The following is a 26,605-nucleotide window of genomic DNA, read 5'->3' on the forward strand; positions in this document are numbered from 1 at the left end:
TCTTCAATTCTCTTAATGATTTTTCTGCTCTTCGTCAGAGACAGATTCGACACAATACTAAGCTTTTATCTTAACCCTGTAAGCTAAGATATTCTCGTGTATCGCGTCGGGATGAGTGCATTATAGGGAAAAAAAACCGGTACGCAAGCACTTTTATAAATATCTGTGTTCGACCGGTTCTTTTTCACTCAAATAAAGCTTATAAAATTATTAAACATTTGATTTATATCATTAATTTATTTTTTTCGATGTTTTGATCTTTATATCTACAATCTTTATAGGCTGTTTTGGCACGTTTTGATGCATGCCATAGTTTGATGTAGGAACCTGAACAATACGGTCAACCACATCCATTCCTTTTACCACTTTACCAAAAACGGCGTATCCTGGATTTCCTGGTGAACGGTTAAGAAATTTATTATCTGCAACATTTATAAAAAACTGACTAGTAGCTGAATCTGGATCTGATGTACGAGCCATGGCTAAAGTACCACGCGTATTTGCAATACCATTTCCTGCTTCATTCTTAATAGGCGCTCGTGTTGTCTTTTCCTGCATATTTGCAGTCATGCCACCACCTTGTGCCATGAAACCTGGAATCACACGATGAAAGATTGTCTCTTTATAAAAACCAGACTTTATATAGCTTTTAAAGTTATTCACACTAATCGGTGCTTTGTCGTCATATAACTCTATTTCGATGTTGCCTAAATTTGTTTGCATCTCAACTAAGCTATTAGCCCATACTGAGTGACTACTTAGACCTAGACAAAACAACATCAATAGCTTTTTCATATTTTCCTACAATAAAATTTATAAAAAGATAATCATTAAATCTAATCGTCTACAGCAAAGAATTCTAGTGAGTATTTATTAAGAATTTTAATTCTATTTTCTAAGTAATCCATGTTCCACGTGAAACATGGATTACTGTGTTTGTTTAACTATTTTTATCCCAGAATTTTCTAAAGTTTTTACTAATTTCGATAGTATGGCGTTTCGCTTTTCTAGAAATTGGTGTCAGATTAATAAAACCATGTGTCTGTTCCGGAAATTCTTCGTAATACATTTTTACGCCATTTTGTCTTAACTTATGACTATATATTTTTGCTTCGTCATGTAAGACATCATGTCCGGCTGTAATCACAAAAGCTGGTGGATTTTTCTTTAGGTTGCCATAGGTAGGTGAAATAATTGGATCATCAAGTTCTACATTATGCTGAGTTGCATAATATTGTGTGACGTAATCAATATCGGTATTTGTTAAAACCAACCCTTCGTTATAAGCATAAAAAGAAGGATGTCTGCTTTTGAAATCCACTGTTGGATAAATAAGTAATTGTGCTTGCGGAGCATAAGCTTTATTTACTGATCTTTGCGCAACAACAGTACTAATATTTCCACCTGCACTGTCCCCTGCGACCGCTATTCTATTTTTTAAAATTTTTAATTGTCTGCGGTTTTGATAAACCCATGCTAATGCATCTTCACATGACTGAATTAAATGTTGTGGTGAAACTTCCGGAGCAAGAGGATAGTCGATACTGAGTACCTGTACTTTTGCATATTTAGCTAATAAACGACAAACCTCATCATGGGTATCTAAACCACCTACGACAAAACCACCTCCGTGATAAAACACGATTAATGGCAATTTCTTGTTAGGAGCAGGATGATAATGTCTGGCAAAGATTGTCCCGCTTTGTAGTGGTAGGCGAATATCCTCTACTGAATCAATATAAGTTGGTTTTTGGCGTATAGCCTGCATTTGTGCATCAAACATTCTTCTTGATTGAATGGGGTCAGAGCCAATAAAGCCCTCTTTCCCCTGTTTAATTTGCACAGCCATCATGCATTTAGTAAATGAATCAAGATCTGGATACTGATAAGAATATCCTAAAATTTTCGCAAGAGACTCTTGGGCTAGTCGAGGCAACCTATCGAGTGCTCGAGCGGCAGGGCCTTGCCCTTTATCTAGCAATGTTTGAATTTTTTGATTAAATGCTGTCATGCCTGTCTCCTTGAATCCCTCTTATCCTTCATATTTTCTACAGAATTCTTTGTTGTTTGACTATATTCGCATACAACTCATGCAATCAAGATACAAAGGTAAAAACCAATCTACGCTAATCTGATTTATAGCAAATGTCATTAACAAATCTGTCGATTAAAACAGGACTTTTTTGCCAATTATTGTTAACAGACAAAAAGAGGTACCGCTATGTCAGCAAAACTAGTTGTTACTATGTTAGCAACCAGTCTTTTAACTGTAGGCTGTGTTGCTTACCCAGATGATCCTTATTATCGTGGTGGCGGATACGTTTACCATGACCATGATCGCCGCTATGATCGTGATGATCAACGTCGATATAATGATTGGGAAAGGAAGCGTTGGGAAGAGCGTCAACGAGTATATGAACAACAACGTAAAGATATTCGTGAACAAGAAAAAGATCGTCGTGAATGGGATAAAAGACACCGTGACTGGGATAAAAAACGGGTAGAAGATCGAGATCATGATCGCCGAGATTATCGTCATGATGACTAAACTTACTACTATATAAAAAGCCCCAAAGAAATAAGTCTTTTGGGGCTTTTTTGAGGAATATAAATTCTCTCTAATCTATAGAAAAATGAGTAGCAGCTCATTTCATATATGTATTGGCATCTTGAACATATATGTTCTATAAACTCATGTCTCTTATTTTTAGCAGCAAATTACTGAGCAGTTGCAGAACCTGAAACTGAACCAGAAGCACCAGCATCTACTTGACCTGGTTGTGCTTGACCAGAAACACCTGCATCAATACCAGCACCTGCTTGTACCCCAGATGGGCTAGCACTTGTTTGAGCAGAACCTGATGCGTTTAAACCGGCTTCAGATGCACAACCAACAGCTGTAAAAGCAACACCAGCAAGCACTACAGAGATAAGACCTAATTTTTTCATAATCACTTTCCTTTCATTACGACAAACGTTTAAATGCAAAGTTCATCTTCGCGCTGCCTATAATTCACAATTTTTTTTTCTGGCGTGCGTATCATTGGTTGTCTTTTCTAGTAATAGAAGTACAAATTCTGCAATTTTTTATTAAATTCAATTTTTTAATCTAATCAATCTATTTTATAAATTAAACCATAGATAAACGCTTGTTTAATTTTATCAATTTTTTCTTTTTATTCTGCCGAGTCCTTATATTTAAAATTTTTCCATTTATAGAAACGCTATATAAGGTACGTAGACTGTTACAGAGCTTTTTTACCCTTAAAAGTGATTTATTCATAAAAAAGCCGCGAATGATCGCGACTTTTTGAAAGTGAATATGGCTTAAACGTTAAATTATGGCCACTGCATTTCACCTTTTACAACTTTAGCCCCTAACTCTAAGCTATCAACACTTTGAAGAGTTGGATATTGCTTTTGCATAGCTTTGCTCAACTCAGCAGAGTTTTTAGTTGCTTTAGCTGCCTTTTCATAACTATTTAAATAGTTAATCGAGAAATTAACCGCATCGAGACCTTGGGGAGCTCCCTCAACCATATGTGCAGGCACAACAATTTTAGGCTGAAGGGCTTTGATACTTTCTAAGGATTGAATAACTTCCGCACGATCTTTAGTTTTAGGAGTATCGGCCATCCATAAATGAATGCCTGAAGACACAGGGATTCCCCCTACTACTGCTTTTGCAGACGGTACCCATAAATAGGTAAGTTCTTTTTTACCTTTAATTTCGATTGATTCATTTTCAAGTTTTAAAGTTTTAGCTGTATAAGCTTGAGGCACAATAATTTGGCTAGGTGCATTTGCACCCATTTGTGGTCCCCAATATTTAACTTTAAGCGCTTGAGTATCTTGAATATGCTTTACTGTTTCTGGAGTGGCAATAATCTGTACATTCGGGAAATACTGTTTAAATACATCTAAACCAAAGTAATAGTCTGGGTCGCCATAGCTTACAAAAATTGTTTTTAACGTTTTACCGCTATCTAGAATATTTGCGGCAATGCGCAATGCTTCAGATTTTGAGAATTGCGCATTAACCAATAGAACTTCTTTATCGCCTTCAATTAAAGTAGACGTCACGCCAAAATGTTCGGGTTTAGCCAGAAAACTCTGGATTTTGAGATCTTGAGCAAAAGCTGACTGAGCCATAGTTAATGCCGTTGCAGTAGTAAGCGCAAAAGCTGTTAATTTAAATAATTTCATTAGGTATTCTCCTGTTTCATGAAGAACACTTTAAATTGCAATTTATGCAAGATAAATGCACTAATTTAAGATAAACTGTTGCATATATTGTAATAATAGCTAGACATATGGATACTTTAAAAGCGATTCAGGTCTTTGTTTCTATTGCACAGCATGGCAATTTGACCAAAGCCGCAGAACATCTTAATTATTCTCGCGCCATGGTTTCACGTTATCTTGAGCACCTTGAACATACATTCTCAACTCGACTTTTTCAGAGAAATACCCGAAAAATATCCCTCACTCCCGCAGGTGAGAAAGCTCTGCTCTACTGTGAAAATATTTTACAACAACAACAACTTTTACAAGAGCTCGCAGCGCCTGAGCAACATAACGGTACGATTCGTTTTACCTGTGGTTTATTTTTGTTTGAACTTGGGGTAGCAGAATGTATTCGCCAATTTAAACGTCAGCATCCGCATATTAATTTTGATGTTTATTTGACCGAAAACACTATGGATCTTATAGATGCACAAGTGGACTTAGCGTTACGTATTACCCAAAAGGTAGCCGATGGTTTAATTGCACGACCAGTTTGTCAGATCGAGTCCGTTTTCTGTGCTCATCCAGATTATTTAAAACAACACAGTCCCCTGCTCCATCCTCGTCAGCTGATTCAGCATGAATGTATTGCTCATCATAGTCAGCACCAATACTGGACACTGTTTGATAATGAACAACAACCTCAGAACTATCCTTTGAATGTGACTTTCAAAAGTAATGATGTAAATGCGCTTTACGATATGTGTTTACATGCCCAGGGAGTCGCAATGTTACCGTCATTATTAGTTGAAAAAGATTTAAAAGAAAAACGCCTAACCGCTTTATTTAAAAATTTTATGGCTCCTGAGCTAAGCTTGTCGATCGTGTATGCCTCTAGACAACATTTACCTCGAATTACTCAAGAATTTATTGCTTTTATGATCGAAAATTTAGATTTTTACTTAAAACCGCAAAATTAAAAGCTTTAAATTGCCGTGTACGCTTGAATTTTTAGGCAATGCCCATACTTCATCCCTATTAATGAATTACAGCATATGCATGGCAGTTCAGGTTTTACACAGTAAATACTGATGCCAAAAAGGACTGTACATGTTTAAAAACCCATTTAAACGGAGATCATCAATGGCTAATGAGCAAAATGAGCAAGCTCAAGACATTCAAAATGAGCAAGCTGAGCAATCTAACGAGCAAACTCAAGCTGAAGGTGTAGAGCAAGCAAACGACGTTACCGTTGAATCTTTACAAGCGCAAATCACTAAACTAGAAGAAAATCTTAAGCTGGAAAAAGCTCGTACAGCAAACGCAGTTTATGAAGCACAAAAAAGTGTAGAGCGTATTCAACGTGAGTCTGAGAAGCATAAAGAAACTGTGCTTGAAAAATTTGCAAAAGAATTGTTGGACTCTGTCGACAATTTAGAACGTGCAATTCAGGCTGCTGGTGGTGAAGAAACACCAGTACTTGAAGGTATTAAGCTAACCTTGAAGTCACTATTAACAACTCTTGAGAAATTTGGCGTTGTAGAAGCTGATACTCAAAATGGATTCAACGCAGATTTACATCAAGCTGTTGGTATTGATCCAAATGCCCAAGCCAATGAAATCGGCACCGTTTTACAAAAAGGCTATACCTTAAATGGTCGTTTGTTGCGCCCTGCTATGGTTATGGTTGGTCAATAAAACGAACAAAAGCGAAGCATCGCTTTGCTAAAAGCACAAGAATTTGAGAGTTTTTTGATTTTTTTTCATAAAAATGCTTGAAAAAAACCGATTGACTCTCATATCGAATAACAAGCAAAACATTGCAACAGAATTTTAGAGGAACACACCAAATGGCAAAAATTATTGGTATTGACTTAGGTACTACCAACTCATGTGTTGCTGTACTTGAAGGCGATAAAGTAAAAGTAATCGAAAACGCTGAAGGCGCACGTACAACTCCATCGATCATTGCTTATAAAGATGGCGAGATCTTAGTTGGTCAAAGCGCTAAGCGTCAGGCAGTAACAAACCCTAAAAATACATTGTTCGCGATCAAGCGTTTAATTGGTCGTCGTTATGAAGATCAAGCAGTACAAAAAGACATTGGTCTTGTACCGTATAAAATCATCAAAGCAGATAATGGTGATGCTTGGGTTGAAGTAAACGATAAAAAATTAGCACCTCAACAAATCTCTGCTGAAATCTTGAAAAAGATGAAGAAAACTGCAGAAGATTATTTAGGTGAAACAGTTACAGAAGCAGTTATTACTGTTCCTGCTTACTTTAACGATGCTCAACGTCAAGCAACTAAAGATGCAGGTAAAATTGCTGGTTTAGATGTTAAACGTATCATTAACGAACCAACTGCTGCGGCTCTTGCGTTCGGTATGGACAAAAAAGAAGGCGACCGTAAAGTTGCTGTTTACGACTTAGGTGGTGGTACTTTTGACGTATCTATCATTGAAATCGCAGACCTTGATGGCGACCAACAAATCGAAGTGTTATCAACTAACGGTGATACTTTCCTTGGTGGTGAAGACTTTGATAACGCGTTAATTGAATACTTAGTTGAAGAATTCAAGAAAGAACAAAGTGTGAACTTGAAAAATGATCCACTTGCGTTACAACGTTTGAAAGAAGCTGCTGAAAAAGCAAAAATCGAGCTTTCTTCATCAAATGCAACTGAAATCAACCTTCCATACATCACGGCTGATGCGACTGGTCCTAAACACTTAGTGATCAACGTAACTCGTGCAAAACTTGAAGGTTTAGTTGCTGACCTAGTTGCTCGTACAATTGAACCTTGCCGTATTGCTCTTAAAGATGCTGGTCTTTCGACTTCTGACATCTCTGACGTAATTTTGGTTGGTGGTCAGTCTCGTATGCCACTTGTACAACAAAAAGTACAAGAATTCTTTGGTAAAGAGCCACGTAAAGACGTGAACCCTGACGAAGCAGTTGCAATCGGTGCTGCAATTCAAGGTGCTGTATTGTCTGGTGACAAGAATGACGTATTACTTCTTGACGTAACACCATTAACTTTAGGTATTGAAACAATGGGCGGTGTATTAACACCAATCATTGAGAAAAACACTACGATTCCTGCGAAGAAATCACAAGTGTTCTCTACTGCTGCTGATAACCAACCAGCTGTAGATATTTCGGTTTACCAAGGTGAACGTAAAATGGCTCAACAAAACAAATTGTTGGGTAACTTCCAATTAGGCGATATCCCACCTGCTCCACGTGGTGTGCCGCAAATTGAAGTATCGTTTGACATCAACGCTGACGGTATCTTGAAAGTATCTGCGAAAGATAAGAGCACTGGTAAAGAGCAATCGATTCAGATTAAAGCAAACTCAGGTTTATCTGATGCTGAAATCGAAGCGATGATTAGAGATGCTGAAGCGAATGCTGAGGAAGACCGTAAGTTTGAAGAACTTGCAAAAGCTCGTAACGAAGCTGATGCATTAATTTCAAGCTCGAACAAAGCTGTTAAAGATCTTGGTGACAAAGTGACTGAAGATGAAAAAACAGCGGTAAGCACAGCGGTTTCTGAACTTGAAGCAGCAACTAAAGAAAATGATGTTGAAGCGATCAAAGCAAAAACTGAAGCTTTACAAAACATTTTGATGCCGATCACTCAACGTGCTTATGAACAAGCGCAACAAGCTGGTGGTGCTGAAGGTTTTGATCCTAATGCATTCCAAGGCGGTGAAGCTGGTCAACAAAAAGCTGATGATGGTGTTGTAGATGCTGAATTTACAGAAGTAAAAGACGACAAAAAATAATTTGTCTCTTTAAAAAAAGACCGCGCGAAAGCGCGGTTTTTTATTGTTTACAAAAAATAACAATTGCAATTTATATATTTTTAGAAATAATTTATTGTCAAAATAGTCACTTATAAAAACTAACTATTTATTATTTATTGTATTTTTTAAAAAATAAAACCACTGTTATTAAATCTATTAATTTTAAAATTAATGCCAAATAAATAGTTTTATTTATTCCATTTCTTTAGCAAGATCACAAAATGATTGCCTTCTTTGGTCTCCTTTATCACTTTGACGAATCTAAATTACTCACTAACAATAAGAATTTATTAATATTTATATTTTTATTTTGCCATGAAAAAATTTCTATGGTGGGGAATGAGCTTTTACTTAAGTATGAGCTTACACACATTTGCTTTTGCTCAAAGCAACTTATCCAGTGTTACTTTTAATCAGCCTTTAAAATATAAGATTGATTTCATAGATCCACGCTTTCATCTTACTAAAGAACAATTTATGCAAATTGGTCAAGAAGCTGCTGAAATCTGGCAGAAAGAAACAGGAAAAACTTATTTTATTTATGACTCACAAGCAGAGCTTACAATTAACTTAGTATTTGATGATTATCAAGCTGTTCAGAACGAAAAGAAAAGTAATATAAACAATTTATTAGAACAACAGAAAGAATGGCATAAGAAAAATAAAGCTCTTCATTTGTTAAAACAACAAATAGATCAGGAAACTGTACTTCTGAATGAAGAAAAACTTCAGCTTAATAATAAATTTGAACAGTATCAGAAAGATGTAACTCTTTATAATCAAGGAAATTTGGGAAAATTCAATCAAGTTGATTTAATCAAACGTCAAACTCAGTTAAATAAACAATCATTAGAATTAAAAGCTAAATTTATTCAACATAGCAATAAGATAGAAAGTCTTAATTCTCAAATTAAGCAAATAAATCAACAGCAAAGCCTACTTAATGAAACTATTAAACAAATTAATTTAGCCACGACTGTTGGTCCAGAAACTTTTCATAAGGGCTTATTCAGTCATAATCAAATTCAGATTTATGGTTTTAGTTCATTCGATGATTTACGCCTAACCCTTGCTCATGAGTTTGGACATGCATTAGGTCTAAAACATACAACCAACCCAAAGTCTCTAATGTATCCTCGTTTAAAAGAGCAAGATATTCACAACTTCAAATTAACAGATTCCGATCTAAATTTATTAGGCTCATTTTATAAATCAAATAGTGAAAATTATTAAAGCTAACCAGTTAAATAAACTAAATAAAATATAAATTAATCAAATTTTACTAATAAATGATTTTTTCAAAGGGTAAAAAATAATGAGACTAAAGTCTCATTTATTTATTCAAATTGTACATTTTTTGATTGATTTTTCACTTTATATTCTTATAATACGTTTTTTTTTAAATCTCCCCCCATCAATTATGCGTTTAACATCTTTGTTACTAGGCGTAGCCTTTGCTTTTTCTAATTTTCAGGCCAATGCTCACTTGGCTACTTCTGCAAATACTCAAGTTCAGCAGAAAAATGCTCAACATTTGACATATAGAATTGCTGAAGTTGATCCTCGTTTTGGTTTAAGTCAAGATCAATTGCTTGAGATTACTCAGCAAGCTGCTGATATTTGGAAAGAAGGAACAGGTAAAAATTACTTTACTTATGACCCAAATGCAAAGTTAGAAATTCGTCTTGTATATGACGACAGCCAAAATCGTTCAGCAGAGCGTCAAAAAATCTCTGCTCAGTTTAAACAAGATCAACAACGTATCATTGATGAGCAGCAGCAAATTAAACAGTTGAAGCAAAATTTAAGTCAAACTCAATCTGATCTTGAAAACAAAAAACAGATCTTAAATGAGAAGTTGAAAAATTTTGATCAACAAATGATGCAGTTTAATCAAGGTAAATTAGCACCTGAATACACAGCAAAATCGCTTGGTAAAACTCAGAAAGATTTACAGAAACAGACTGTTGCTTTAAAGAAAGATATTGCTGCTTATAATCAACAAGCTGCTGACTTAAATAAAAAGGTTAATCACTTTAACCAAATTAATGATAAGTTCAATCAATCTTTAAATCAGTTTAAGCAAAATGCACAAGCTGATGTATTTAAGAAAGGCATTTATAACAGTAAACAAATCACAATCTATGAATATAGCTCTATCGATGATTTACGTTTAACGATTGCTCATGAGTTAGGCCATGCGCTTGGTTTGAAACATAGCGATCAACCTGGTGCCTTAATGTACTCAGTTCGCAAAGACAATGATAAAAAAACTAATGTTTTAACTGACGCTGATCGTGATCTACTAAACGCTTTACCTCAATAATTAGATATGAAACATCAATGATGTATCTATTTTATAAGTAGATACATCGAAATTCATGTCAAAGTCATGTTATTGTGGTTGTAAGAGCTGACTAAAATAGAATGGAGATCAAGATGAGTTATTATCATATCCTGATTGAAGTAAATGACCACATTAGTACGATTGAACAAACTCGAGATATCGAACTATTTGATATTATTGAACTTAAACCGTACCTTCATTCTATTTTGTTGCCTTACTTTAACGAGCAAGAAATTGAGCTTGAAGATGAAAATATTGAATATAAAGATATTTTACATCTTGAAGTTAAGCAAACCTTACTCCCTATCGAGCATTTAATCGAAGAAGAACAAAAGCAGTTGCCAAGTGACACTGATGTCACTATTACTGCTTATGAAATCTTTAATGATCGTGATTTAAGCCAAGATGTCACTTCAGTTATTTTGGACATTTTGGAAGCTGTAAAGCTAGATTAATTCATAGTTTAACTGCTAAATAAAAAGGTCTGCATATGCAGACCTTTTTATTTAGTATCGTTATTACTGCATCATTTTTCGAGCTTGCTCTTGGCGAAATGCACGTAAAATCTGTTGCCCTGCCCGTCCATTTGGATTTAAACCTAAACGAGTTTGTTCCTGACGGATAGCAACGCGAGTTTTATCACCAATTAAACCATCCACAGCACCAATATCATAACCACGATTAATCAAAAACTGCTGAATTTCTCGACGTTCTGCTCGTGAAGTACCAGGGTCATCTGTTGGCCAAGAAGCAACGAATGGTTTACCACCTTTTAAACGATCAGATAAATGTGCAATCGCAAGTCCATAACTTTCTGCTGCGTTATAACTATAAATAGCATCAAAATTTTTAAACACTAAAAAGATTGGGCCATTTGCTCCTGCTGGAGCCATTAAACCAGCAGGCGTATTATCAGACAACGCACCTTGAATTAAAGGTGTACCATCAATTCGGGTTACTCCACGCGCATTCCAGCTACTCAATGATTTTTTAGAGCGACGCCCTTCTCCATCAATTGACATACCTGCTGGGATTTTGACTTCAAAGCCCCATGGCATACCCGTTTGCCAACCAGCTTTATTCAAGAAATTAGCTGTTGATGCCAATGCATCTGCTGTACTAGAGACTAAATCACGACGACCATCACCATCAAAATCAACAGCTAAGCGTTCATAAGTTGATGGCATAAACTGTGTATGACCGAATGCGCCTGCCCATGAGCCTTTAAGCTGATCTTCGGTTAAATCACCACGTTGTAAAATACGCATAGTGGCAAAAAATTCTGTACGGAAATAACTTTGTCGGCGCCCTTCACAACTTAAAGTTCCAAGTGCTTGCAATAAAGGATATTTTCCAGAAATATCACCAAAATTACTTTCAACGCCCCACACTGCCACAATTGTTTCTGGCGGTACGCCATAAGTTTGAGATGCACGATTTAAAACATCTCGATATTGCGCTAATTTTTGTTTACCAAGCTCAACACGCTCTTCATCTACAAGACCAGATAAATAGTCCCAAATCGGTGTCGAAAATTCTGGCTGATAATTTAACTTATCAATTACTGAGTAGTCCGGCGTTAAATTTTGTGTATAGCGGTCATAAGAGCTACCTGAAACACCTGCAGCAATCGCTTGCGAACGTAAATTTGCCAAACAACTCTGAAAATTATTATTAGGCGTGTAAGTATTGCTATTCGTTACAGGAACAGTCGCATTACTAGATATTGTAGAAGTAGAACCATTAATTATCAGCTCTGCTTGAGCCTGAGTCATTGTCAAAAATATAGACCCAACAATACAAGAAAAACGTCGCATATTATCCTAGTTCAATTTTTAAATTTAAATTTGTCTTTACCATACCATTATGGACTCAAAATTTTCAGAGAGAAATCGTAAATTTGAATTCATAATTAATTCTTTAAATTCATTTCCAAAGTTTTAAATTCAAATTTTACATCTAGTTTTGAATTTAAAACTTCTTACACAAGATTAATTGGTTTTTAAATTCAGAAATCTCTACTGTAGTTTAAATTCAAAATGCCTCTTTAAATTTAAAACTATAAGCCCAATCCATCTGTGGATAACTTATAAAACCCACACCTAAACCACCTTACACACTATATTCTTTATACTTTTCATCATCCTTACGAACTATAAGGCCTTAGCTACTCATGAATACATGTTTTAAATTTAAAAATCAGGCGCTGTTTTGAATTCAAAACACCACCGAGATAACACGCATCTTTTTTAAATTCAAAACGAACATAAGCCGATCTACTAGATTTAAATTCAAACTTTAGGTGCTGGGGATAACTTATTTTAAATTCAAAACCACTAAAACACCTTATTTCATTTTTTAAATTCAAAATAAAAGTCCTCATTTAAATTCAAAAAGCTTAATAAAAGTTATCCACAACAGAACAAGATTAGGCTTCTTAAATTTTTTAAATTTAAAAGACAAAAAAAGCGATCCGAAGATCGCTTTTTAGAAATTTTAACTTAATTAAATAGTCATATCAGCTGTTAATGCGAGTGGTTCTGGCAAAATTTTCGCTAATTGACGGCATAAATTCGTCAATTCATTACTATCCACAGGCATTAACGTAATGTGACCCAACTTACGGCCAGCACGTTCTGATTTGTTATAAAGGTGCAGATGAACGCCATTTAGTGCTAAAACATCTTCAGTTTTAGGATGCTGACCAATAATATTGATCATAACCGTTGGTCGAACAACGTCTGTTGAACCTAATGGTAACCCTGCAACAGCTCTAATATGGTTTTCAAACTGTGAACATACGGCGCCTTCAATTGACCAGTGGCCTGAGTTATGCACACGTGGTGCCATCTCATTTGCGCATAAGCCTTGTTCTGTCACAAATAGCTCTAAAGTTAACACACCTACATAGTTGAGATGATTTAACAAACGCGTAATGTAGTCTTGAGCAACAGGTTGTAGAGCTTCACTATTCGGTGCAGGAACAATTGAATGCGATAAAATACCATTATGATGATGGTTTTCAGCCAGTGGCCAAGTTTTTACTTCACCATTTTGGCCGCGCACCGCAATAATTGAAACTTCACGAGAGAATTTAACAAAGCTTTCGGCAACTAGACTTTTTGCAGGACCAAGTTCAGCCCAAGCAGTATCAATTTGGTCTTCTGAACGAAGTACAAACTGACCTTTGCCGTCATATCCACCAGTTGCTGTCTTAAGCACAATTGGTAAACCAAGCTCAGCAACAGCTTTTTTTAAGCTTTCTAGGCTGTCTACAGCACGATACGGCGCAACAGGAATCGCAAGTTCATCAAACAATGCTTTTTCTGACAAACGATTTTGTGCAGTTGCTAAAGCAATACGGGGAGGGTGCAATGTTTTGGTTTGTGTTAAAACATCTACGTCCGCAACCGGCGTATTTTCAAACTCAAGACTGAAAACATCAGCACTTTCAATAAACTGCTTTAAACCTTGTTCATCTTGGCTAGAAAAAACTTGGCCTAAAACACCTGCTGGACAATCTGTATTTGCTTCAAAAAAAGTACATTGAATATTTAATGGTAACGCTGCTTGCGCCATCATACGGCCCAATTGCCCACCACCAAAAATACCGATAGTTTTATCCATTTCAGCCTCTTAAACCTGTCCCGGAATATTGTTGCTTGCAACTTTATCAGTTTGCGCAGCACGGAAATCTGCAACATTTTTTGCGATTTCAGGACGAGTTAAACCTAAGATTTGAGCAGCCATAATCGCAGCATTAGTCGCACCAGCTGGGCCAATTGCCAAAGTACCGACTGCAATACCTGCTGGCATTTGTACGATTGAAAGTAATGAATCTACACCATTTAAAATTGATGATTTAACTGGTACACCCAACACAGGTAAATCAGTTTTTGCCGCACACATACCCGGTAAATGCGCAGCGCCACCAGCGCCTGCAATAATCACTTGAATACCGCGATCACGCGCAGTTTCTGCGTATTCAAATAAACGGTCTGGCGTACGGTGAGCAGATACCACTTCCGCTTCAAATGGGACACCAAGCTGTTTAAGCATATTGGCAGTATGTTCAAGCGTTGCCCAATCGGACTGGGAACCCATGATAATTCCGACTAAAGGTTGGGTATCTGTTGCGACCGCGTTCATTGGCATTTCCAAAGCGTAAAAATGGTAAAAACTCGACTTGTACCAAGCCAAGCATGAGAGAAAAAGATGAGGCCAATATTATAGCTGTTTTTTCACTCACCCCAAAGCCCAAGTTTATGAGGAAAAAGCGTGAATCCGATGGATTTAACAACGATCTGTCTGAAAACCCAATTTCAAATAATTTTACTGGCTTCTAAATACAAAATAGACACAACCAAACAAGCATAACATGGCCCAAACATAGTCTAATTTGAATGGCTGCTTAAACAGCAACACCATAAATGGTACAAATACAATGAGGGTAACCACTTCTTGGGTAATTTTCATTTCACCCAAGGTCCAATTTTGGTCACTCAAGATTCGAGTTGCTGGAATCATAAAACTATATTCCAGTAGGGCAATAATCCAACCGAATAAAATCGCTTGCCAGAATGGAGCATGGTGCAAAAACTTAAGATGCCCATACCATGCAAGTGTCATAAAACAGTTCGAAATAATTAATAGCACAAAAGCTAAAACCGTTGGGCTCAAAGGCACATCCTTCATCATTACGATGATATAAGTATTAATATGGATCAAAAACATTATAAAAGATAAAACTATAATTCAGCTTAAATCTAAAAAATAAAGCTGTACTTTTATGAGTGCCTCAAGCACATAGAACAACAACGAATTTTGACTATCTTTTCCAGTTGAGCCTTGCTATCGTTGCTGGCAAATTTATCAATAATGAAAACACAGTAATTCACATTAATACTGTGTACAAAAGCAGTGGAGAAGGCGAGCAATGCATCTGCATATCTTGGGTATTTGTGGCACTTTTATGGGCTCTTTAGCACTTTTAGCTCGTGATTTAGGACATAAGGTAACAGGTTCCGATTCAAACGTTTACCCGCCAATGTCTACCCAGTTAGAAAATGCAGGTATTGAACTCATGCAAGGCTATGACCGTAGTCATTTACAGCCTCATCCAGATTTAGTCATTGTCGGCAACGCTATGAAACGTGGTATTGATGCCGTCGAATACATGCTCAATGAAGGTCTGCCATATATTTCTGGTCCACAGTTCCTTGCTGACCACGTTTTACAAGGCAAACATGTCCTTGGGGTGGCGGGTACTCATGGAAAAACAACCACAACAACCATGTTGGCTTGGGTACTTGATCAGGCGGGTTTAAACCCAGGCTTTTTAATTGGTGGTGTTCCACTTGGTTTTAGTGAAAGTGCTCGTTTAGGCGGTGGCAAATACTTCTGCGTTGAAGCCGACGAATATGACTCAGCTTTCTTTGATAAGCGTTCTAAGTTTGTTCATTATCATCCAAAAACGGCGATTTTAAATAACCTTGAATTTGACCATGCCGATATTTTTGATGACTTAGCAGCAATTCAAAAACAGTTCCATCATCTTGTGCGTACTATTCCAAGTGAAGGCCGTATTATTGCGCCAATTACTGAAACGCATATTGATGAAGTACTTGAAATGGGTTGCTGGACGCCAGTGATTCGTACAAGTTTAGAAGCAAATGAAAAAGCTGCTTTATCTGCCGAATTAATCTCAATTGATGGCAGCCATTTTAAAGTCCTCGAAAATGGCAATGCCGTTGGTGAAGTGAAATGGAGCATGACAGGGCAACATAGCGTAGCGAATGCTTTAGCAACCATTGCAGCGGCTCAACATGTGGGCGTTGCACTTGCAACAGCTTGTGAAGCTTTATCTAACTTTGGCGGTGTAAAACGCCGTATGGAGTTACTCGGTACCGTAAATGGTATTGAGGTTTATGATGACTTCGCACACCATCCAACAGCAATTGATACCACTTTAGATGGCGCACGTAAACGTTTAGGCGAACGACGTTTGTGGGCCATTATTGAACCGCGTTCAAATACCATGCGCATGGGTAGCCATAAAGATGGCTTGGCGCATTCAGCACGCTTAGCAGATGACGTTATCTGGTATCAGCCAGAAGGTTTAGACTGGGATTTACAACCAGTGATTGAAGCTGCTTCAAACCGCGCTCAAGTCAGCCGTTCACTTGATGAAATTATTAACCGTATTGTTAATGAAGCAGGTGAGGGCGATGCTGTGGTGATTATGTCTAACGGTGGCTTTGGTGGCTTACATCAAAAACTTATAAGCGCATTAAAAGCAAAAGCTGCTTAACTTTCTCTCTAGATGATTTAATAAAAAAACGGGTTTCAGTTTGAAACCCGTTTTTTTAGTTTAATGGTTTTTAAACCTGCTTTGGCTCTATATCTTGTATAAATTTATTCGAGATGAATAAACGTAACGTATAAACAATACCCATCGCAAACACGCTATACCCCACGTTATTACAAATAAATGGAATACATAAAATAATGAGTGCAGTAATAGGATAAAACCATTTAGAAATTCCAGCTAAACATTCAAACTCGTATAACATCCATATACAAGTGGTATAAAGCACCACACTCACAGCAACAATCACACCCATATATAAATCAGAGATATGTGCATGATGGGTCGTGACATCCACGGCGGCGGCAAGCGCAGCACCTACCGCAGCAATACTCACAAAAACAAAATAATGGCCATAACCCCATACAAATGGACGCACACCTTTAAAATGATGATGTTGTTCACTGCGATCAAAGTAAGCCCACCACATTGCAAACATGAGCATCAATCCACCAATCATTAAGAAAACGGCTGGAATATTGATAGATTGAGCCGCAAGCGCATCACGTATGGCATTAAAACTACCAACAATTGATTCGCCCAAAACAATAATAGTGAGGAGAGCATAGCGCTCTACAATATGATGAGGATGCCACGGCGTAGGCGAATGTTTTTCTGCATAGATGGGAACAAATAACTCGAACACAACTAGAAATAAAAATAGAGGTATAGAAAGGACATGAGCAAAGTTAGCTACAAGCCAGCCAATTTGTACTAAGACTATACCGATCGCATAGCGGTAAGCCGTAACTCGCCGTTCAGGATCATGTTTTGCTGCTCTGAGCCACTGGGTGACTAAAGCCAAGCGCATAATCACATAGCCCACAATAATGATGTCAAAATCCTGACTACGAAACACATCAGGAATACCTGCGGCCATCACCAATGAACCTACAATCTGTACAAAAGTAAGGCATCGATACAATGCATCATCGTTATCATAAGCTGAAGCAAACCACGAAAAATTCATCCATGCCCACCACAGCGCAAAAAATACCATCAGGTAGCTTGGTAATGCATGCCAGAGATGATTTTCAATAATCGCGTGGTGTAACTGCTGACCTGCTGTTGCAATCGCGACCACAAAAATTAAATCAAACAATAATTCGAGGGGAGTCGCTGCTCTATGCGGCTGTTTCGGATCTCTTGGAGACAAAGGCCTCAAACTTAATTTTTTCTGTTTTTCTTGAGTAGTCATAAAATAACGTTCTCGAATAAAGTGCCAACACGTTAACACTTTAATATTAACCACCAGATCACGCATTAAAAATTATTTAGGTCTGCTGATTAATCTTTACTCATTAGCAAACTATATTTCATTTTTGTGACAATTCTTTATCAAGACAATAGGCTTAATTCTTTATCATAGCCCACGTTTTTTTGTTCTTGTTTGGAATATGAATGTCTTTAGAAACACTCAACCTTAGCTTATTCCATGTCATAAATGGTGCTCAGGATGCGAGTCAATTTATCATTCGTCTTGCTATCTTTTTTGCTAATGATCTCCTCTATATTCTTTTATTCATTCTTACATTTTTATGGTTCTACGGCGATCAAGATTTAAAAAATAGGGTCATTAAATCTGTCTTTTTAACCTGCATATCACTTTTAGTGGGTTATGTTATTTCTCTGTTTTATCACCATCCAAGACCATTTGTGATGGGTGTGGGCACCACGTTTATTGAACATGCACCAACAGCATCTTTTCCAAGTAATCATATGCTGATTTTCAGCACCATCGCGCTGTCTTATTTGTTTGCTCAGCGCAAAATGATTGGAATCATTCTGTTATTTTTGTCATTTGTAGTAGCGTGGTCACGTATTTATTTAGGTGTGCATTTCCCTTTAGACATGTTGGGGGCTTTTATTGTTGCGCTTCTGGTCAATACGGCAGGTTATTACTTCTGGAATGCTTACGGTACAAGTTTGACAGCATTCTTTATTCATCTTTACCAAATTATATGCAAACCGCTTTTAGACCGCGGTTTGATTAAATAATTCGTAGAAATTTTGGTATTCTCACTACGACACTAAGTTCAGTTGCGTAATACAAAAAAATCTGCCATTCTATGTGAAATTGGATAGGTTTTATCCAATACAGAATTTAGTTTGACAAGGGGAGTAGCCTCCTCCAAACATAACAGCAATGTTATGTGTCAGATATCGTCAATACACTTTTATTAAAAAGTCGGTATCTGAGCATCGTGAAATTCATGATGTAGGCAAGACCTTGATCATGTTGATACAGATGTTTAATTCATCTGGCAACTGGTCGAGGTTTTTTTATGCCCAATTGCCGGATGTATGGAGAATTTATGGAAACAATCGGCAATTTATGGCTGTACGTAGCATTCTTTGGCATAGTCATTGTCATGCTTTTAGTGGACTTTCTAGGCTTTAAACAAAAGCAGGGCCAGGATGTCTCAATTAAGCAAGCTGCGTACTGGAGTGTGGCGTGGGTAAGCGTCGCGGTCTTATTTGGTGGCGGTTTATGGCTTTACCTTCAACAAAAAGTTGGGGTGACCTTAGCAAACCAAAAAACCATGGAATACTTCGCAGGTTACTTACTTGAAAAGTCCCTCGCAATTGACAACGTTTTCGTCTGGTTAATGATTTTTGCGGCATTTGCTATTCCAGCTGCGCTACAACGTAAAATTTTGCTCTACGGCGTATTAGGCGCAATCGTACTGCGTACTCTGTTTATCTTTATTGGTGCATGGTTCGTTCAAGAATTTTCTTGGGTGCTTTATATTTTCGGTGCGTTCTTGGTTTATACAGGCTTTAAGTTCTTAAAGGGCCAAGAAGAAGAAACCAATATCGAAGACATTAAAATTTTAAAATGGCTACGTAAGCACATGCGTATTACCCCACAGCTTGATGGTGACAAATTCTTTGTACGCCAAAATGGTTTATTGTGGGCAACACCGTTATTTCTAGTTTTGATTTTGGTTGAAGCTTCAGATGTGATTTTCGCGGTAGATTCTATTCCTGCTATTTTCGCGGTAACGAGCGATCCATTCATTGTTTTAACAGCAAACTTAATGGCAATTTTAGGTTTACGCGCAATGTTCTTCTTGCTTGCTGGCGCTGCTTCTAAACTGCATTACTTACCATATGGTTTAGGCATTATCTTATTGTTCATTGGCGCGAAAATGTTGTTGCTTGATGTATTCCATATGCCAATCTGGATTTCGTTAAGCTTTATCGTAATAGTGTTGGCAATTACCGCTTACCTCTCTTTACGACACAACAAAAAGCAATTGCAGTCTTAATTCATCCTATCAAGGGATCTACATAAAAAAGCACTTTTAAAGTGCTTTTTTATTGGGTCTTTCTTGCAATCAATCAGTGCACTTTAAGTATAAAACGCATAATGAACTTTCATTTTCAAATCTAATTTAGAACAAAAATTCAAAAATAAAATTCCATAAAATTATGTATTTTAATAATTTTACTCTTAATTTCTTTATTAAAAATCAATATTGGCAAGCTCTTTGCATCTCCTAAAAAGAAAAAAGCCTAGATTTTAGGGGCTCGAAAGAGCCCTGATTTTTTTAAGGAGAGATGCCATGAATGCGATTCCAACTTTAACGCCACTTGCAATGCCGTGTAACAGCAGCTTTGAAGCAAAAGATTGGGAAATTTTATCTACTCACTGGTATCCAGTTGCGCGTATTCAAGATGTCTCCACAGCACCTCAACGAGTTACATTACTAGACGTCAACATGGCTTTATATAAGACAGAAAGTGGTGAAATTCATCTGGTGCGAGACATTTGCCCACATCGTGGCGTTCCTTTAACCAAAGGTTGGGTCGATGGTGAAGAAATTGTGTGTCCATATCATGGTCTACGCTATAACACTGAAGGGAAATGTACCCAAATACCGGCCCAACCCGAACTAACTAAAATTTCGGATCGTTTTTCTCTGACCAAATTTCCGGTTGTTGAACGTTATGGCTTGATTTGGACCAGTATTCATGGTCGTGATGTTGCTAAAGCCAATATTCCTGTATTAGACACTTGGGACCATGCAGAGCATCAATCAATTTTACCGCCTTTTGTCGATATTGGCGGTTCTAGCGGGCGTCAACTCGAAGGATTTATCGATGTCGCTCATTTTGCATGGGTGCATCACAACGCCTTTGCCAGTCGCGATAATCCCGTTGTCCCTAAATACCATACTGAACGTACAGAATATGGCTTAAAAACAGTCTATATCAGCAATGTCAGTAACTATCCGCATGAGTTAAAACATCTCGAACCAGAAGGTTTTTTATGGAAGCGTACCTTTGATGTCTATCCACCTTTTTCAGCCGTGCTTACGGTCGATTTTCCAGAAGGTGGGGTCTTAAAAATCTTAAATGCCTGCTGTCCTATCTCAAGCAATAAAACCCGTTTATTTGTTCCACTCACCCGCAACTTTGACCAAACAGGGGATTTAGAAAAGGTATATGCATTTAATGCGCAAATTTTTGCTGAAGACCAAGATATGGTCGAATCACAAAAACCAGAAGATCTTCCGCTTGATTTAATGATGGAGGCACATTTTGAAGCAGACCGTTCATCAACGACTTATCGACGGATTTTGGCAGAATGGGGCCTAAGTAAACGTTATACCGTTTAAATCTTGGCTAAGTGGGGTACAATCAATCGAAAAAAGTGAAAATATAAAGGCTTTCCATGTCATTGATCGCAAATACCACCGTTGTGCGTGGTCGTTTTTTAGATATTCAACAAACTGTCTCTGAACCTACTGATATTCCAAATCAAGTGCGTTATTTAGAAGATGGTGTATTGATTAGTGAGCATGGAAAAATCAAATGGTTTGGTACATGGGATGAGGCTCAACAGCATCTTCCTGCTGGAGTTGAGGTTCAACATTATCCAGAACAATTGATTGTACCCGGCTTCATTGATACCCATATTCATTTTCCGCAAACCGAAATGGTGGGAGCTTACGGCGAGCAACTTTTAAGCTGGCTTAATACATATACATTTCCAACCGAAATCCAGTTTCAAGACAAAGCATACGCAAGTGAAATTGCCCAGTTCTTTGTTCAAGAGCTATTAAAACACGGTACGACCACAGCCCTCGTTTTCTGTACAGTTCATCCTGAGTCTGTGGATGCCTTATTTGAAGCCGCAGAGCACGTTCAGATGCGTTTAATCGCTGGTAAGGTACTCATGGACCGTAATGCCCCTGAAGCACTGTGTGACACACCAGAAACGGCTTACAGCGACACTAAAGCACTCATTGAAAAATGGCATGGTAAAGGCCGTGCTCTATATGCAATTACGCCACGTTTTGCACCAACATCTACACCTGAACAGTTAGAAAGAGCAGGGCAGTTAAAACAAGAGTTTCCGGATGTTTATGTACATACTCATTTAAGTGAAAACAAAGATGAAATTGCTTGGGTGAAATCTTTATTTCCAGAACAAGCGGGCTATTTAGATGTTTATCAACATTATGGCCTAACTGGTAAACGTTCTGTATTTGCGCATTGCGTTCACTTAGAAGATCAAGAATGGCAATGTATGCATGATACGCAGTCAGCTATCGCATTTTGTCCAACCTCAAACCTCTTCTTAGGCAGTGGTTTATTCCCATTGAAAAAGGCATGGGAAAAACAAGTGAAAGTAGGTTTAGGGACAGATATCGGTGCGGGTACATCGTTTAGTTTACTGCAAACCGTTAACGAGGCTTATAAGGTTCAGCAGTTACAAGGTGATAAACTTTCAGCTTATGAAGCGCTCTATCATGCAACTTTAGGTGGAGCAAAAGCGCTTGATTTACAAGATCAGTTAGGCAACTTTAATTTAGGCAAAGAAGCAGACTTTGTGGTACTGAATCTCAAACCAACAGCATTACAGCAACTTCGCCAGTCTAAATCTAAGTCTGTTGAAGATTCCCTATTTGCATTATTCACTTTAGGTGATGACCGTAATATTGAGGCGACTTATGTTTATGGAAAACGTGCTTATCAAAAAGAAACAGCCCAGTAAAAAAGGCATTGTTAAGTTTTTGTTATTATTTGGAATATGTGCTGTTGCGTTAAAGCGTGATCGACATATTCAGCAAAATCATAAAATTTCAACTCCTTCAAAGGGTGCATGAAACGTGATTTTGCTTTAAAATTTTACCATTAACTCAAATTTTCGAGGTGTTGCAGGTCAACACCTTTTTTATTTTTTCTTTTATATCTTGTAGGAATCTGCCATGACTGTTGCAATGAGCATCATGATTTCAACCGAAGAAATTCAAGCAAAAGTCAAAGAGCTCGGCGAGCAAATCAATTCTCACTATGCAAATAGTGATAAAGAATTGGTTCTGATTGGTCTACTTCGTGGTTCTGTTATTTTTATGGCAGACTTATGCCGTACCATTACCAAACCACACGAACTCGACTTTATGACAGTGTCTAGCTACGGCGGTGGTACCACTTCAAGCCGAGATGTTAAAATCTTAAAAGATCTTGACGGTGAAATTCGCGGTAAAGATGTACTAGTGGTTGAAGACATCATCGACTCAGGTAACACCTTAAGCAAAGTTGTGGAAATGTTGCAAACTCGCGAGCCAAATTCGATTCAATTGTGCACATTAGTGAGCAAACCGTCTCGCCGTGAAATTGATCTCGAAGTTAAATTTTTAGGTTTTGAAGTTGAAGATAAGTTTATTGTGGGCTATGGCCTAGATTACGATCAAAAATATCGCCATTTGCCTTTTATTGGTGAAATTGGCCTATAAATTTCATAAAAATAGCACCATAAGGTGCTATTTTTTTATATAAGGTTTTATCTTTGAACAAAAAAGACACAAAAAGTCGCAATCTGCTACAGACAAAATAGACAGCTCTGTCGCACGATAGAATATGAAGCAAAATCATTAACTTCATCAAAAAAACAACTGGAGAACAAATATGTGGTCACTTATTGTTGCTATTGTGGTTGGTTTCTTCGCTGGCTTAATCGCTCGTGCTTTGCATCCAGGTGATGACAAGGCAGGCTTTATCGTTACCACTTTAATTGGTATTGCAGGTTCACTTCTAGCCACTTATGGTGGTCGCTTACTTGGCTTTTACGGAGAAAATTCAGCTGCGGGCTTTATCGCTTCCGTAATTGGTGCAGTCATTATTTTGTTTATTTACAATTTGATTGCACGAAAAAGCTAATCTTTAGTTCATTCATAAAAAAAGCACCCTATGGTGCTTTTTTAATATCTTTATAGACCTAGCTCTTTCCAGACTTCCTGAATTTCTTCAGCAGACCTTGCACCTACTAATTTAAAACCGTTTGCAAAAATCAGAGTAGGAGTAGCATTAAAACCTAATTTTCTTCCAAGCTCCAAGTTTCGGTCAATTGGGTTTGTGCAGCTCGCAACCGTTGGTTTAACACCTTGTTCAATTAGCTTTTTCCAAGAGTATGATTGGTTTGGTGCACACCACACTTGTCTGGAAACGACAATAGACTGAGGTTTTAAAGGATAAATAAACGTGTAAATTGTTACGTCTTTAAGCTTATCTAGCTCAGGTTCGAGCTTTTTACAGTAAGGACAGTTTGGGTCAGAAAATACCGCTAAAACATGCTGGCCATTACCTTTAATTGTTTTTATGGCATCTTTTAAAGGCAATTGTTTCCAATCAATTGAGTTTTGCCCTAAAACTAAGTCTTTGGTCAAATTCTTCTGATCTTTTAAGCGAATCATAGAACCTACCAACATATGCTGACCATCTTCACCAAGGTAAATGATTTGTTGATCCAGATTAGCGCTATATAGTCCAGGCATTTCGGTTTTCTGAATATTGCTAATTTTCAAATTAGGATATTGTTTTTTAATATTTTCCCTAACAGTATCCACATTAGCGAAACTCAAACTTGTAGTTAAGCTAAATAATGCCAATATTCCTAATTTTTTAAGCATAAAACCGACTCATAGAGAGGAAAGAATATTATTTTAATCACTTCATCTTATAAAAACAGAGCTGATTACGAGTTATAACCAAATTCCCACTTAGTTAACCCAATGTTTCACGTGGAACATAAACAGCTTTTAAAAGCTTTCTCAATCTGATTTTGATCATGACGTGATACACTATAGCCGTGCATAACATTTAAACCCAATATACTCCCTACCAGTATATTGAATTATTAAGAGAAAACAGATGAGTCACATTGGTCAGGATAAAAAAATTCTTAATCGTGTAAAACGACTAAAAGGGCAAATCAACAGCATCGAAAATGCGATAGAACAACCAGAATCCTCATGCATCGATATTTTGCAGCAAGTTGCAGCGATCAAAGGTGCAATAAACGGTTTAATGAGTGAATTGATGGAACAACACTTACACCACCATGTACTTCAAGGTGCAGAAGTTGATCAAAATGAGTTAGAGGAATTTTTAAAAGTTTTAAAGAGATACGGCTAAGGAAATTACTGGATGACATAGTACTCTACATCATCCAGTTTTTTTATTATTTCCCAATACAGAAAGAACCAAAGATTTTGCCTAATAGGTCGTCAGCGCTAAAGTCGCCTGTAATTTCACCTAAAGCATTTTGAGCAAGGCGTAATGACTCGGCAACAAGCTCACCAGCGTTAAATACAACAAGTTGCTCACGTGCTTCTGAAAGATAGAGTTGTGTGCGCTTCATTGCGTCTAAATGGCGTGTTCTTGCAATAAACGTATCTTCCTCAGGGTGAAAACCTGCATGCGCTGTAATCGCATCTACGAGGCCTTGTACACCCATCTCTTGTTTTGCAGAAACTGTAATATGGCGGAACCCCTGAAAATCAGTGATTTCGGCTAATTGACCGGTTAAATCGCATTTATTACCAATTAGCATTAAACGTCGCGGTTCAATATGCTCAGCAAAATATTCTTGAGCGAGTTGTAATGGGTCGTCCCCCTGATTCAAGTCGTAAACCAACAGCAATAAATCGGCTTGTTCAATTTCCTTTATTGCTCTGCGAATCCCTTCTTTTTCGACCACATCTCCCGTTTCACGAAGGCCGGCCGTGTCTGTTAAAGTGATTGGTAAGCCATTTAAGCTAATTTTTTCATGCAAAACATCGCGAGTAGTACCAGCAATATCGGTCACAATCGCTCGTTCTACACCAGCAAGTGCATTTAACAAGCTTGATTTACCCGCATTCGGTTTACCCGCAATCACAACTTGCAAACCTTCACGCAAAAGTTGTCCTTGTCGTGCAGATGTTTGAACTGCATGTACTGACTGCTGAACATCTTCCAGTAAAGCTAAAATCTTACCATCTGCTAAGAAATCAATTTCCTCTTCAGGAAAATCAATTGCAGCTTCTACATGCAATCGTAAATGGATCAGTTTTTCTAAAACTGTATTAATTTTTGTTGAAAAGGCGCCTTGTAAAGAACGGACTGCCGAACGAGCCGCAGCTTGCGAAGTCGCATCAATCAAATCCGCAATCGCTTCAGCTTGTACCAAGTCCATTTTGCCATTTTCAAAAGCTCGCATGGAGAATTCACCAGCTTTTGCAGCAATTGCACCAAGCTCAAATAAACGACCAAGCAAGGCATTTTGAATAACTGGACCGCCGTGACCTTGTAACTCGACAACATCTTCACCTGTAAAGGAGTGCGGATTTGGAAAGCACAACACTATCCCTTCATCCATGATGCTTCCATCTACCTCATAAAACTTACGGAAACCAGCCATGCGTGCTTCAGGCAAGTTTTTTTGCGTTAGCTTTTGAGCAATTTCATAGGCCTTAGGTCCAGATAAGCGAATCACGCCCACTCCACCACGCCCGGGTGGCGTTGCAATTGCGGCAATTGTGGTTTGACTTTGCATATTACTCACCTAAAAAACCCAAA

The 26,605-nt window shown here is 37.6% G+C and carries 25 protein-coding genes and 1 pseudogene; 15 read left to right on the plus strand and 11 right to left on the minus strand.

Annotated elements, in window-relative coordinates:
• Positions 1 to 231: 231 nt before the first annotated feature.
• Together B554_RS0101150 and B554_RS0101155 are read right to left on the minus strand one after the other, a co-directional pair.
• Positions 232 to 795, minus strand: a complete 564-nt coding sequence (locus B554_RS0101150) for a peptidylprolyl isomerase (RefSeq protein ID WP_019456660.1) — start codon at positions 793 to 795, stop codon at positions 232 to 234.
• Positions 796 to 940: 145 nt separating this feature from the next.
• Positions 941 to 2,011, minus strand: coding sequence for an alpha/beta hydrolase (locus B554_RS0101155; protein WP_004706145.1), 1,071 nt, complete (start codon positions 2,009 to 2,011; stop codon positions 941 to 943).
• Between the two features lie 210 nt (positions 2,012 to 2,221).
• On the opposite strand from B554_RS0101155, the gene B554_RS0101160 reads away from it, so the two are divergent.
• Positions 2,222 to 2,548 carry a hypothetical protein gene (locus tag B554_RS0101160; protein ID WP_019456661.1) on the plus strand — a complete coding sequence of 109 codons (327 nt, stop codon included), beginning with the start codon at positions 2,222 to 2,224 and terminating at the stop codon, positions 2,546 to 2,548.
• Positions 2,549 to 2,718: 170 nt separating this feature from the next.
• Here the strand turns inward: B554_RS0101160 and B554_RS0101165 are convergent, their stop codons facing one another.
• Both B554_RS0101165 and B554_RS0101170 read right to left on the minus strand, forming a co-directional pair.
• Positions 2,719 to 2,949, minus strand: coding sequence for a hypothetical protein (locus tag B554_RS0101165; protein WP_004706148.1), 231 nt, complete (start codon positions 2,947 to 2,949; stop codon positions 2,719 to 2,721).
• Between the two features lie 390 nt (positions 2,950 to 3,339).
• Positions 3,340 to 4,206: an MBL fold metallo-hydrolase gene (locus B554_RS0101170; protein ID WP_019456662.1), complete on the minus strand. Its 867-nt coding sequence runs from the start codon at positions 4,204 to 4,206 to the stop codon at positions 3,340 to 3,342.
• Between the two features lie 107 nt (positions 4,207 to 4,313).
• On the opposite strand from B554_RS0101170, the pseudogene B554_RS0101175 reads away from it, so the two are divergent.
• The 6 genes and pseudogenes from B554_RS0101175 to B554_RS0101200 all read left to right on the plus strand — a co-directional run bounded on the left by B554_RS0101175 (position 4,314) and on the right by B554_RS0101200 (position 10,841).
• Positions 4,314 to 5,242, plus strand: a pseudogene (locus B554_RS0101175) (LysR family transcriptional regulator).
• Between the two features lie 128 nt (positions 5,243 to 5,370).
• Positions 5,371 to 5,925: a nucleotide exchange factor GrpE gene (gene grpE, locus B554_RS0101180; protein ID WP_019456664.1), complete on the plus strand. Its 555-nt coding sequence runs from the start codon at positions 5,371 to 5,373 to the stop codon at positions 5,923 to 5,925.
• A gap of 152 nt (positions 5,926 to 6,077) precedes the next feature.
• Positions 6,078 to 8,018: a molecular chaperone DnaK gene (gene dnaK, locus B554_RS0101185; protein ID WP_019456665.1), complete on the plus strand. Its 1,941-nt coding sequence runs from the start codon at positions 6,078 to 6,080 to the stop codon at positions 8,016 to 8,018.
• A 336-nt stretch (positions 8,019 to 8,354) separates the two neighbouring features.
• Entirely contained in the window at positions 8,355 to 9,272 is a 918-nt protein-coding gene (locus B554_RS0101190; RefSeq protein ID WP_025465041.1) for a matrixin family metalloprotease, read from the plus strand.
• Between the two features lie 82 nt (positions 9,273 to 9,354).
• Positions 9,355 to 10,365 carry a M57 family metalloprotease gene (locus tag B554_RS0101195; protein WP_019456667.1) on the plus strand — a complete coding sequence of 337 codons (1,011 nt, stop codon included), beginning with the start codon at positions 9,355 to 9,357 and terminating at the stop codon, positions 10,363 to 10,365.
• Between the two features lie 101 nt (positions 10,366 to 10,466).
• Positions 10,467 to 10,841 carry a hypothetical protein gene (locus B554_RS0101200; protein ID WP_077164428.1) on the plus strand — a complete coding sequence of 125 codons (375 nt, stop codon included), beginning with the start codon at positions 10,467 to 10,469 and terminating at the stop codon, positions 10,839 to 10,841.
• A 63-nt stretch (positions 10,842 to 10,904) separates the two neighbouring features.
• Here B554_RS0101200 and B554_RS0101205 read toward each other — a convergent pair whose 3' ends face one another.
• The 4 genes from B554_RS0101205 to B554_RS0101225 form a co-directional block, all read right to left on the minus strand.
• A complete protein-coding gene (locus tag B554_RS0101205) occupies positions 10,905 to 12,203 on the minus strand; it encodes a lytic murein transglycosylase (protein ID WP_019456668.1) in 1,299 nt (432 codons plus the stop codon).
• 688 nt (positions 12,204 to 12,891) lie between these two features.
• Complete coding sequence (locus tag B554_RS0101215) at positions 12,892 to 14,013, minus strand: 5-(carboxyamino)imidazole ribonucleotide synthase (protein ID WP_019456670.1); 1,122 nt, start codon at positions 14,011 to 14,013, stop codon at positions 12,892 to 12,894.
• Positions 14,014 to 14,022: 9 nt separating this feature from the next.
• Positions 14,023 to 14,535, minus strand: a complete 513-nt coding sequence (gene purE / locus B554_RS0101220; RefSeq protein ID WP_000994663.1) for a 5-(carboxyamino)imidazole ribonucleotide mutase — start codon at positions 14,533 to 14,535, stop codon at positions 14,023 to 14,025.
• 183 nt (positions 14,536 to 14,718) lie between these two features.
• Entirely contained in the window at positions 14,719 to 15,081 is a 363-nt protein-coding gene (locus B554_RS0101225) for a DMT family protein (RefSeq protein WP_004711246.1), read from the minus strand.
• Positions 15,082 to 15,322: 241 nt separating this feature from the next.
• Between B554_RS0101225 and mpl the strand changes: the two genes are divergently transcribed.
• Complete coding sequence (mpl, locus tag B554_RS0101230; protein WP_019456671.1) at positions 15,323 to 16,696, plus strand: UDP-N-acetylmuramate:L-alanyl-gamma-D-glutamyl-meso-diaminopimelate ligase; 1,374 nt, start codon at positions 15,323 to 15,325, stop codon at positions 16,694 to 16,696.
• A 70-nt stretch (positions 16,697 to 16,766) separates the two neighbouring features.
• Here the strand turns inward: mpl and B554_RS0101235 are convergent, their stop codons facing one another.
• On the minus strand, positions 16,767 to 18,017 hold the full coding sequence (locus B554_RS0101235) for a low temperature requirement protein A (protein WP_019456672.1): 1,251 nt from the start codon (positions 18,015 to 18,017) through the stop codon (positions 16,767 to 16,769).
• Positions 18,018 to 18,154: 137 nt separating this feature from the next.
• Between B554_RS0101235 and B554_RS0101240 the strand changes: the two genes are divergently transcribed.
• The 6 genes from B554_RS0101240 to B554_RS0101270 all read left to right on the plus strand — a co-directional run bounded on the left by B554_RS0101240 (position 18,155) and on the right by B554_RS0101270 (position 23,926).
• A complete protein-coding gene (locus tag B554_RS0101240; protein WP_004706173.1) occupies positions 18,155 to 18,751 on the plus strand; it encodes an undecaprenyl-diphosphatase in 597 nt (198 codons plus the stop codon).
• Between the two features lie 317 nt (positions 18,752 to 19,068).
• Complete coding sequence (locus B554_RS0101245) at positions 19,069 to 20,025, plus strand: TerC family protein (protein ID WP_019456673.1); 957 nt, start codon at positions 19,069 to 19,071, stop codon at positions 20,023 to 20,025.
• Positions 20,026 to 20,322: 297 nt separating this feature from the next.
• Positions 20,323 to 21,378 carry an aromatic ring-hydroxylating oxygenase subunit alpha gene (locus B554_RS0101250; RefSeq protein WP_019456674.1) on the plus strand — a complete coding sequence of 352 codons (1,056 nt, stop codon included), beginning with the start codon at positions 20,323 to 20,325 and terminating at the stop codon, positions 21,376 to 21,378.
• 56 nt (positions 21,379 to 21,434) lie between these two features.
• Positions 21,435 to 22,760 (plus strand): guanine deaminase, encoded by a 1,326-nt coding sequence (guaD, locus tag B554_RS0101255; protein ID WP_019456675.1) that lies wholly within the window; start codon positions 21,435 to 21,437, stop codon positions 22,758 to 22,760.
• A 214-nt stretch (positions 22,761 to 22,974) separates the two neighbouring features.
• Positions 22,975 to 23,502: a hypoxanthine phosphoribosyltransferase gene (hpt, locus tag B554_RS0101265; RefSeq protein ID WP_000214980.1), complete on the plus strand. Its 528-nt coding sequence runs from the start codon at positions 22,975 to 22,977 to the stop codon at positions 23,500 to 23,502.
• A gap of 172 nt (positions 23,503 to 23,674) precedes the next feature.
• A complete protein-coding gene (locus B554_RS0101270) occupies positions 23,675 to 23,926 on the plus strand; it encodes a GlsB/YeaQ/YmgE family stress response membrane protein (RefSeq protein ID WP_004706183.1) in 252 nt (83 codons plus the stop codon).
• A 50-nt stretch (positions 23,927 to 23,976) separates the two neighbouring features.
• Here the strand turns inward: B554_RS0101270 and B554_RS0101275 are convergent, their stop codons facing one another.
• Positions 23,977 to 24,675, minus strand: a complete 699-nt coding sequence (locus B554_RS0101275; protein WP_019456677.1) for a DsbC family protein — start codon at positions 24,673 to 24,675, stop codon at positions 23,977 to 23,979.
• 241 nt (positions 24,676 to 24,916) lie between these two features.
• Between B554_RS0101275 and B554_RS0101280 the strand changes: the two genes are divergently transcribed.
• On the plus strand, positions 24,917 to 25,180 hold the full coding sequence (locus B554_RS0101280; protein ID WP_004706188.1) for a metal/formaldehyde-sensitive transcriptional repressor: 264 nt from the start codon (positions 24,917 to 24,919) through the stop codon (positions 25,178 to 25,180).
• Positions 25,181 to 25,226: 46 nt separating this feature from the next.
• On the opposite strand, the gene mnmE is transcribed toward B554_RS0101280, so the two are convergent.
• Positions 25,227 to 26,582, minus strand: coding sequence for a tRNA uridine-5-carboxymethylaminomethyl(34) synthesis GTPase MnmE (gene mnmE / locus B554_RS0101285; RefSeq protein WP_019456678.1), 1,356 nt, complete (start codon positions 26,580 to 26,582; stop codon positions 25,227 to 25,229).
• Between the last annotated feature and the right edge of the window lie 23 nt (positions 26,583 to 26,605).

Source organism: Acinetobacter sp. GG2, assembly GCF_000292385.1.
GTDB classification, from domain to species: domain Bacteria; phylum Pseudomonadota; class Gammaproteobacteria; order Pseudomonadales; family Moraxellaceae; genus Acinetobacter; species Acinetobacter seifertii.

Excerpts from the sequence above, each read along its gene's own strand:
- B554_RS0101150 (WP_019456660.1), bottom strand. The coding sequence starts at position 795 with ATGAAAAAGCTATTGATGTTGTTTTGTCTAGGTCTAAGTAGTCACTCA.
- B554_RS0101155 (WP_004706145.1), bottom strand. The coding sequence starts at position 2,011 with ATGACAGCATTTAATCAAAAAATTCAAACATTGCTAGATAAAGGGCAA.
- B554_RS0101160 (WP_019456661.1), top strand. The coding sequence starts at position 2,222 with ATGTCAGCAAAACTAGTTGTTACTATGTTAGCAACCAGTCTTTTAACT.
- B554_RS0101165 (WP_004706148.1), bottom strand. The coding sequence starts at position 2,949 with ATGAAAAAATTAGGTCTTATCTCTGTAGTGCTTGCTGGTGTTGCTTTT.
- B554_RS0101170 (WP_019456662.1), bottom strand. The coding sequence starts at position 4,206 with ATGAAATTATTTAAATTAACAGCTTTTGCGCTTACTACTGCAACGGCA.
- grpE (WP_019456664.1), top strand. The coding sequence starts at position 5,371 with ATGGCTAATGAGCAAAATGAGCAAGCTCAAGACATTCAAAATGAGCAA.
- dnaK (WP_019456665.1), top strand. The coding sequence starts at position 6,078 with ATGGCAAAAATTATTGGTATTGACTTAGGTACTACCAACTCATGTGTT.
- B554_RS0101190 (WP_025465041.1), top strand. The coding sequence starts at position 8,355 with ATGAAAAAATTTCTATGGTGGGGAATGAGCTTTTACTTAAGTATGAGC.
- B554_RS0101195 (WP_019456667.1), top strand. The coding sequence starts at position 9,355 with ATGAGACTAAAGTCTCATTTATTTATTCAAATTGTACATTTTTTGATT.
- B554_RS0101200 (WP_077164428.1), top strand. The coding sequence starts at position 10,467 with ATGGAGATCAAGATGAGTTATTATCATATCCTGATTGAAGTAAATGAC.
- B554_RS0101205 (WP_019456668.1), bottom strand. The coding sequence starts at position 12,203 with ATGCGACGTTTTTCTTGTATTGTTGGGTCTATATTTTTGACAATGACT.
- B554_RS0101215 (WP_019456670.1), bottom strand. The coding sequence starts at position 14,013 with ATGGATAAAACTATCGGTATTTTTGGTGGTGGGCAATTGGGCCGTATG.
- purE (WP_000994663.1), bottom strand. The coding sequence starts at position 14,535 with ATGAACGCGGTCGCAACAGATACCCAACCTTTAGTCGGAATTATCATG.
- B554_RS0101225 (WP_004711246.1), bottom strand. The coding sequence starts at position 15,081 with ATGAAGGATGTGCCTTTGAGCCCAACGGTTTTAGCTTTTGTGCTATTA.
- mpl (WP_019456671.1), top strand. The coding sequence starts at position 15,323 with ATGCATCTGCATATCTTGGGTATTTGTGGCACTTTTATGGGCTCTTTA.
- B554_RS0101235 (WP_019456672.1), bottom strand. The coding sequence starts at position 18,017 with ATGCGTGATCTGGTGGTTAATATTAAAGTGTTAACGTGTTGGCACTTT.
- B554_RS0101240 (WP_004706173.1), top strand. The coding sequence starts at position 18,155 with ATGTCTTTAGAAACACTCAACCTTAGCTTATTCCATGTCATAAATGGT.
- B554_RS0101245 (WP_019456673.1), top strand. The coding sequence starts at position 19,069 with ATGGAAACAATCGGCAATTTATGGCTGTACGTAGCATTCTTTGGCATA.
- B554_RS0101250 (WP_019456674.1), top strand. The coding sequence starts at position 20,323 with ATGAATGCGATTCCAACTTTAACGCCACTTGCAATGCCGTGTAACAGC.
- guaD (WP_019456675.1), top strand. The coding sequence starts at position 21,435 with ATGTCATTGATCGCAAATACCACCGTTGTGCGTGGTCGTTTTTTAGAT.
- hpt (WP_000214980.1), top strand. The coding sequence starts at position 22,975 with ATGACTGTTGCAATGAGCATCATGATTTCAACCGAAGAAATTCAAGCA.
- B554_RS0101270 (WP_004706183.1), top strand. The coding sequence starts at position 23,675 with ATGTGGTCACTTATTGTTGCTATTGTGGTTGGTTTCTTCGCTGGCTTA.
- B554_RS0101275 (WP_019456677.1), bottom strand. The coding sequence starts at position 24,675 with ATGCTTAAAAAATTAGGAATATTGGCATTATTTAGCTTAACTACAAGT.
- B554_RS0101280 (WP_004706188.1), top strand. The coding sequence starts at position 24,917 with ATGAGTCACATTGGTCAGGATAAAAAAATTCTTAATCGTGTAAAACGA.
- mnmE (WP_019456678.1), bottom strand. The coding sequence starts at position 26,582 with ATGCAAAGTCAAACCACAATTGCCGCAATTGCAACGCCACCCGGGCGT.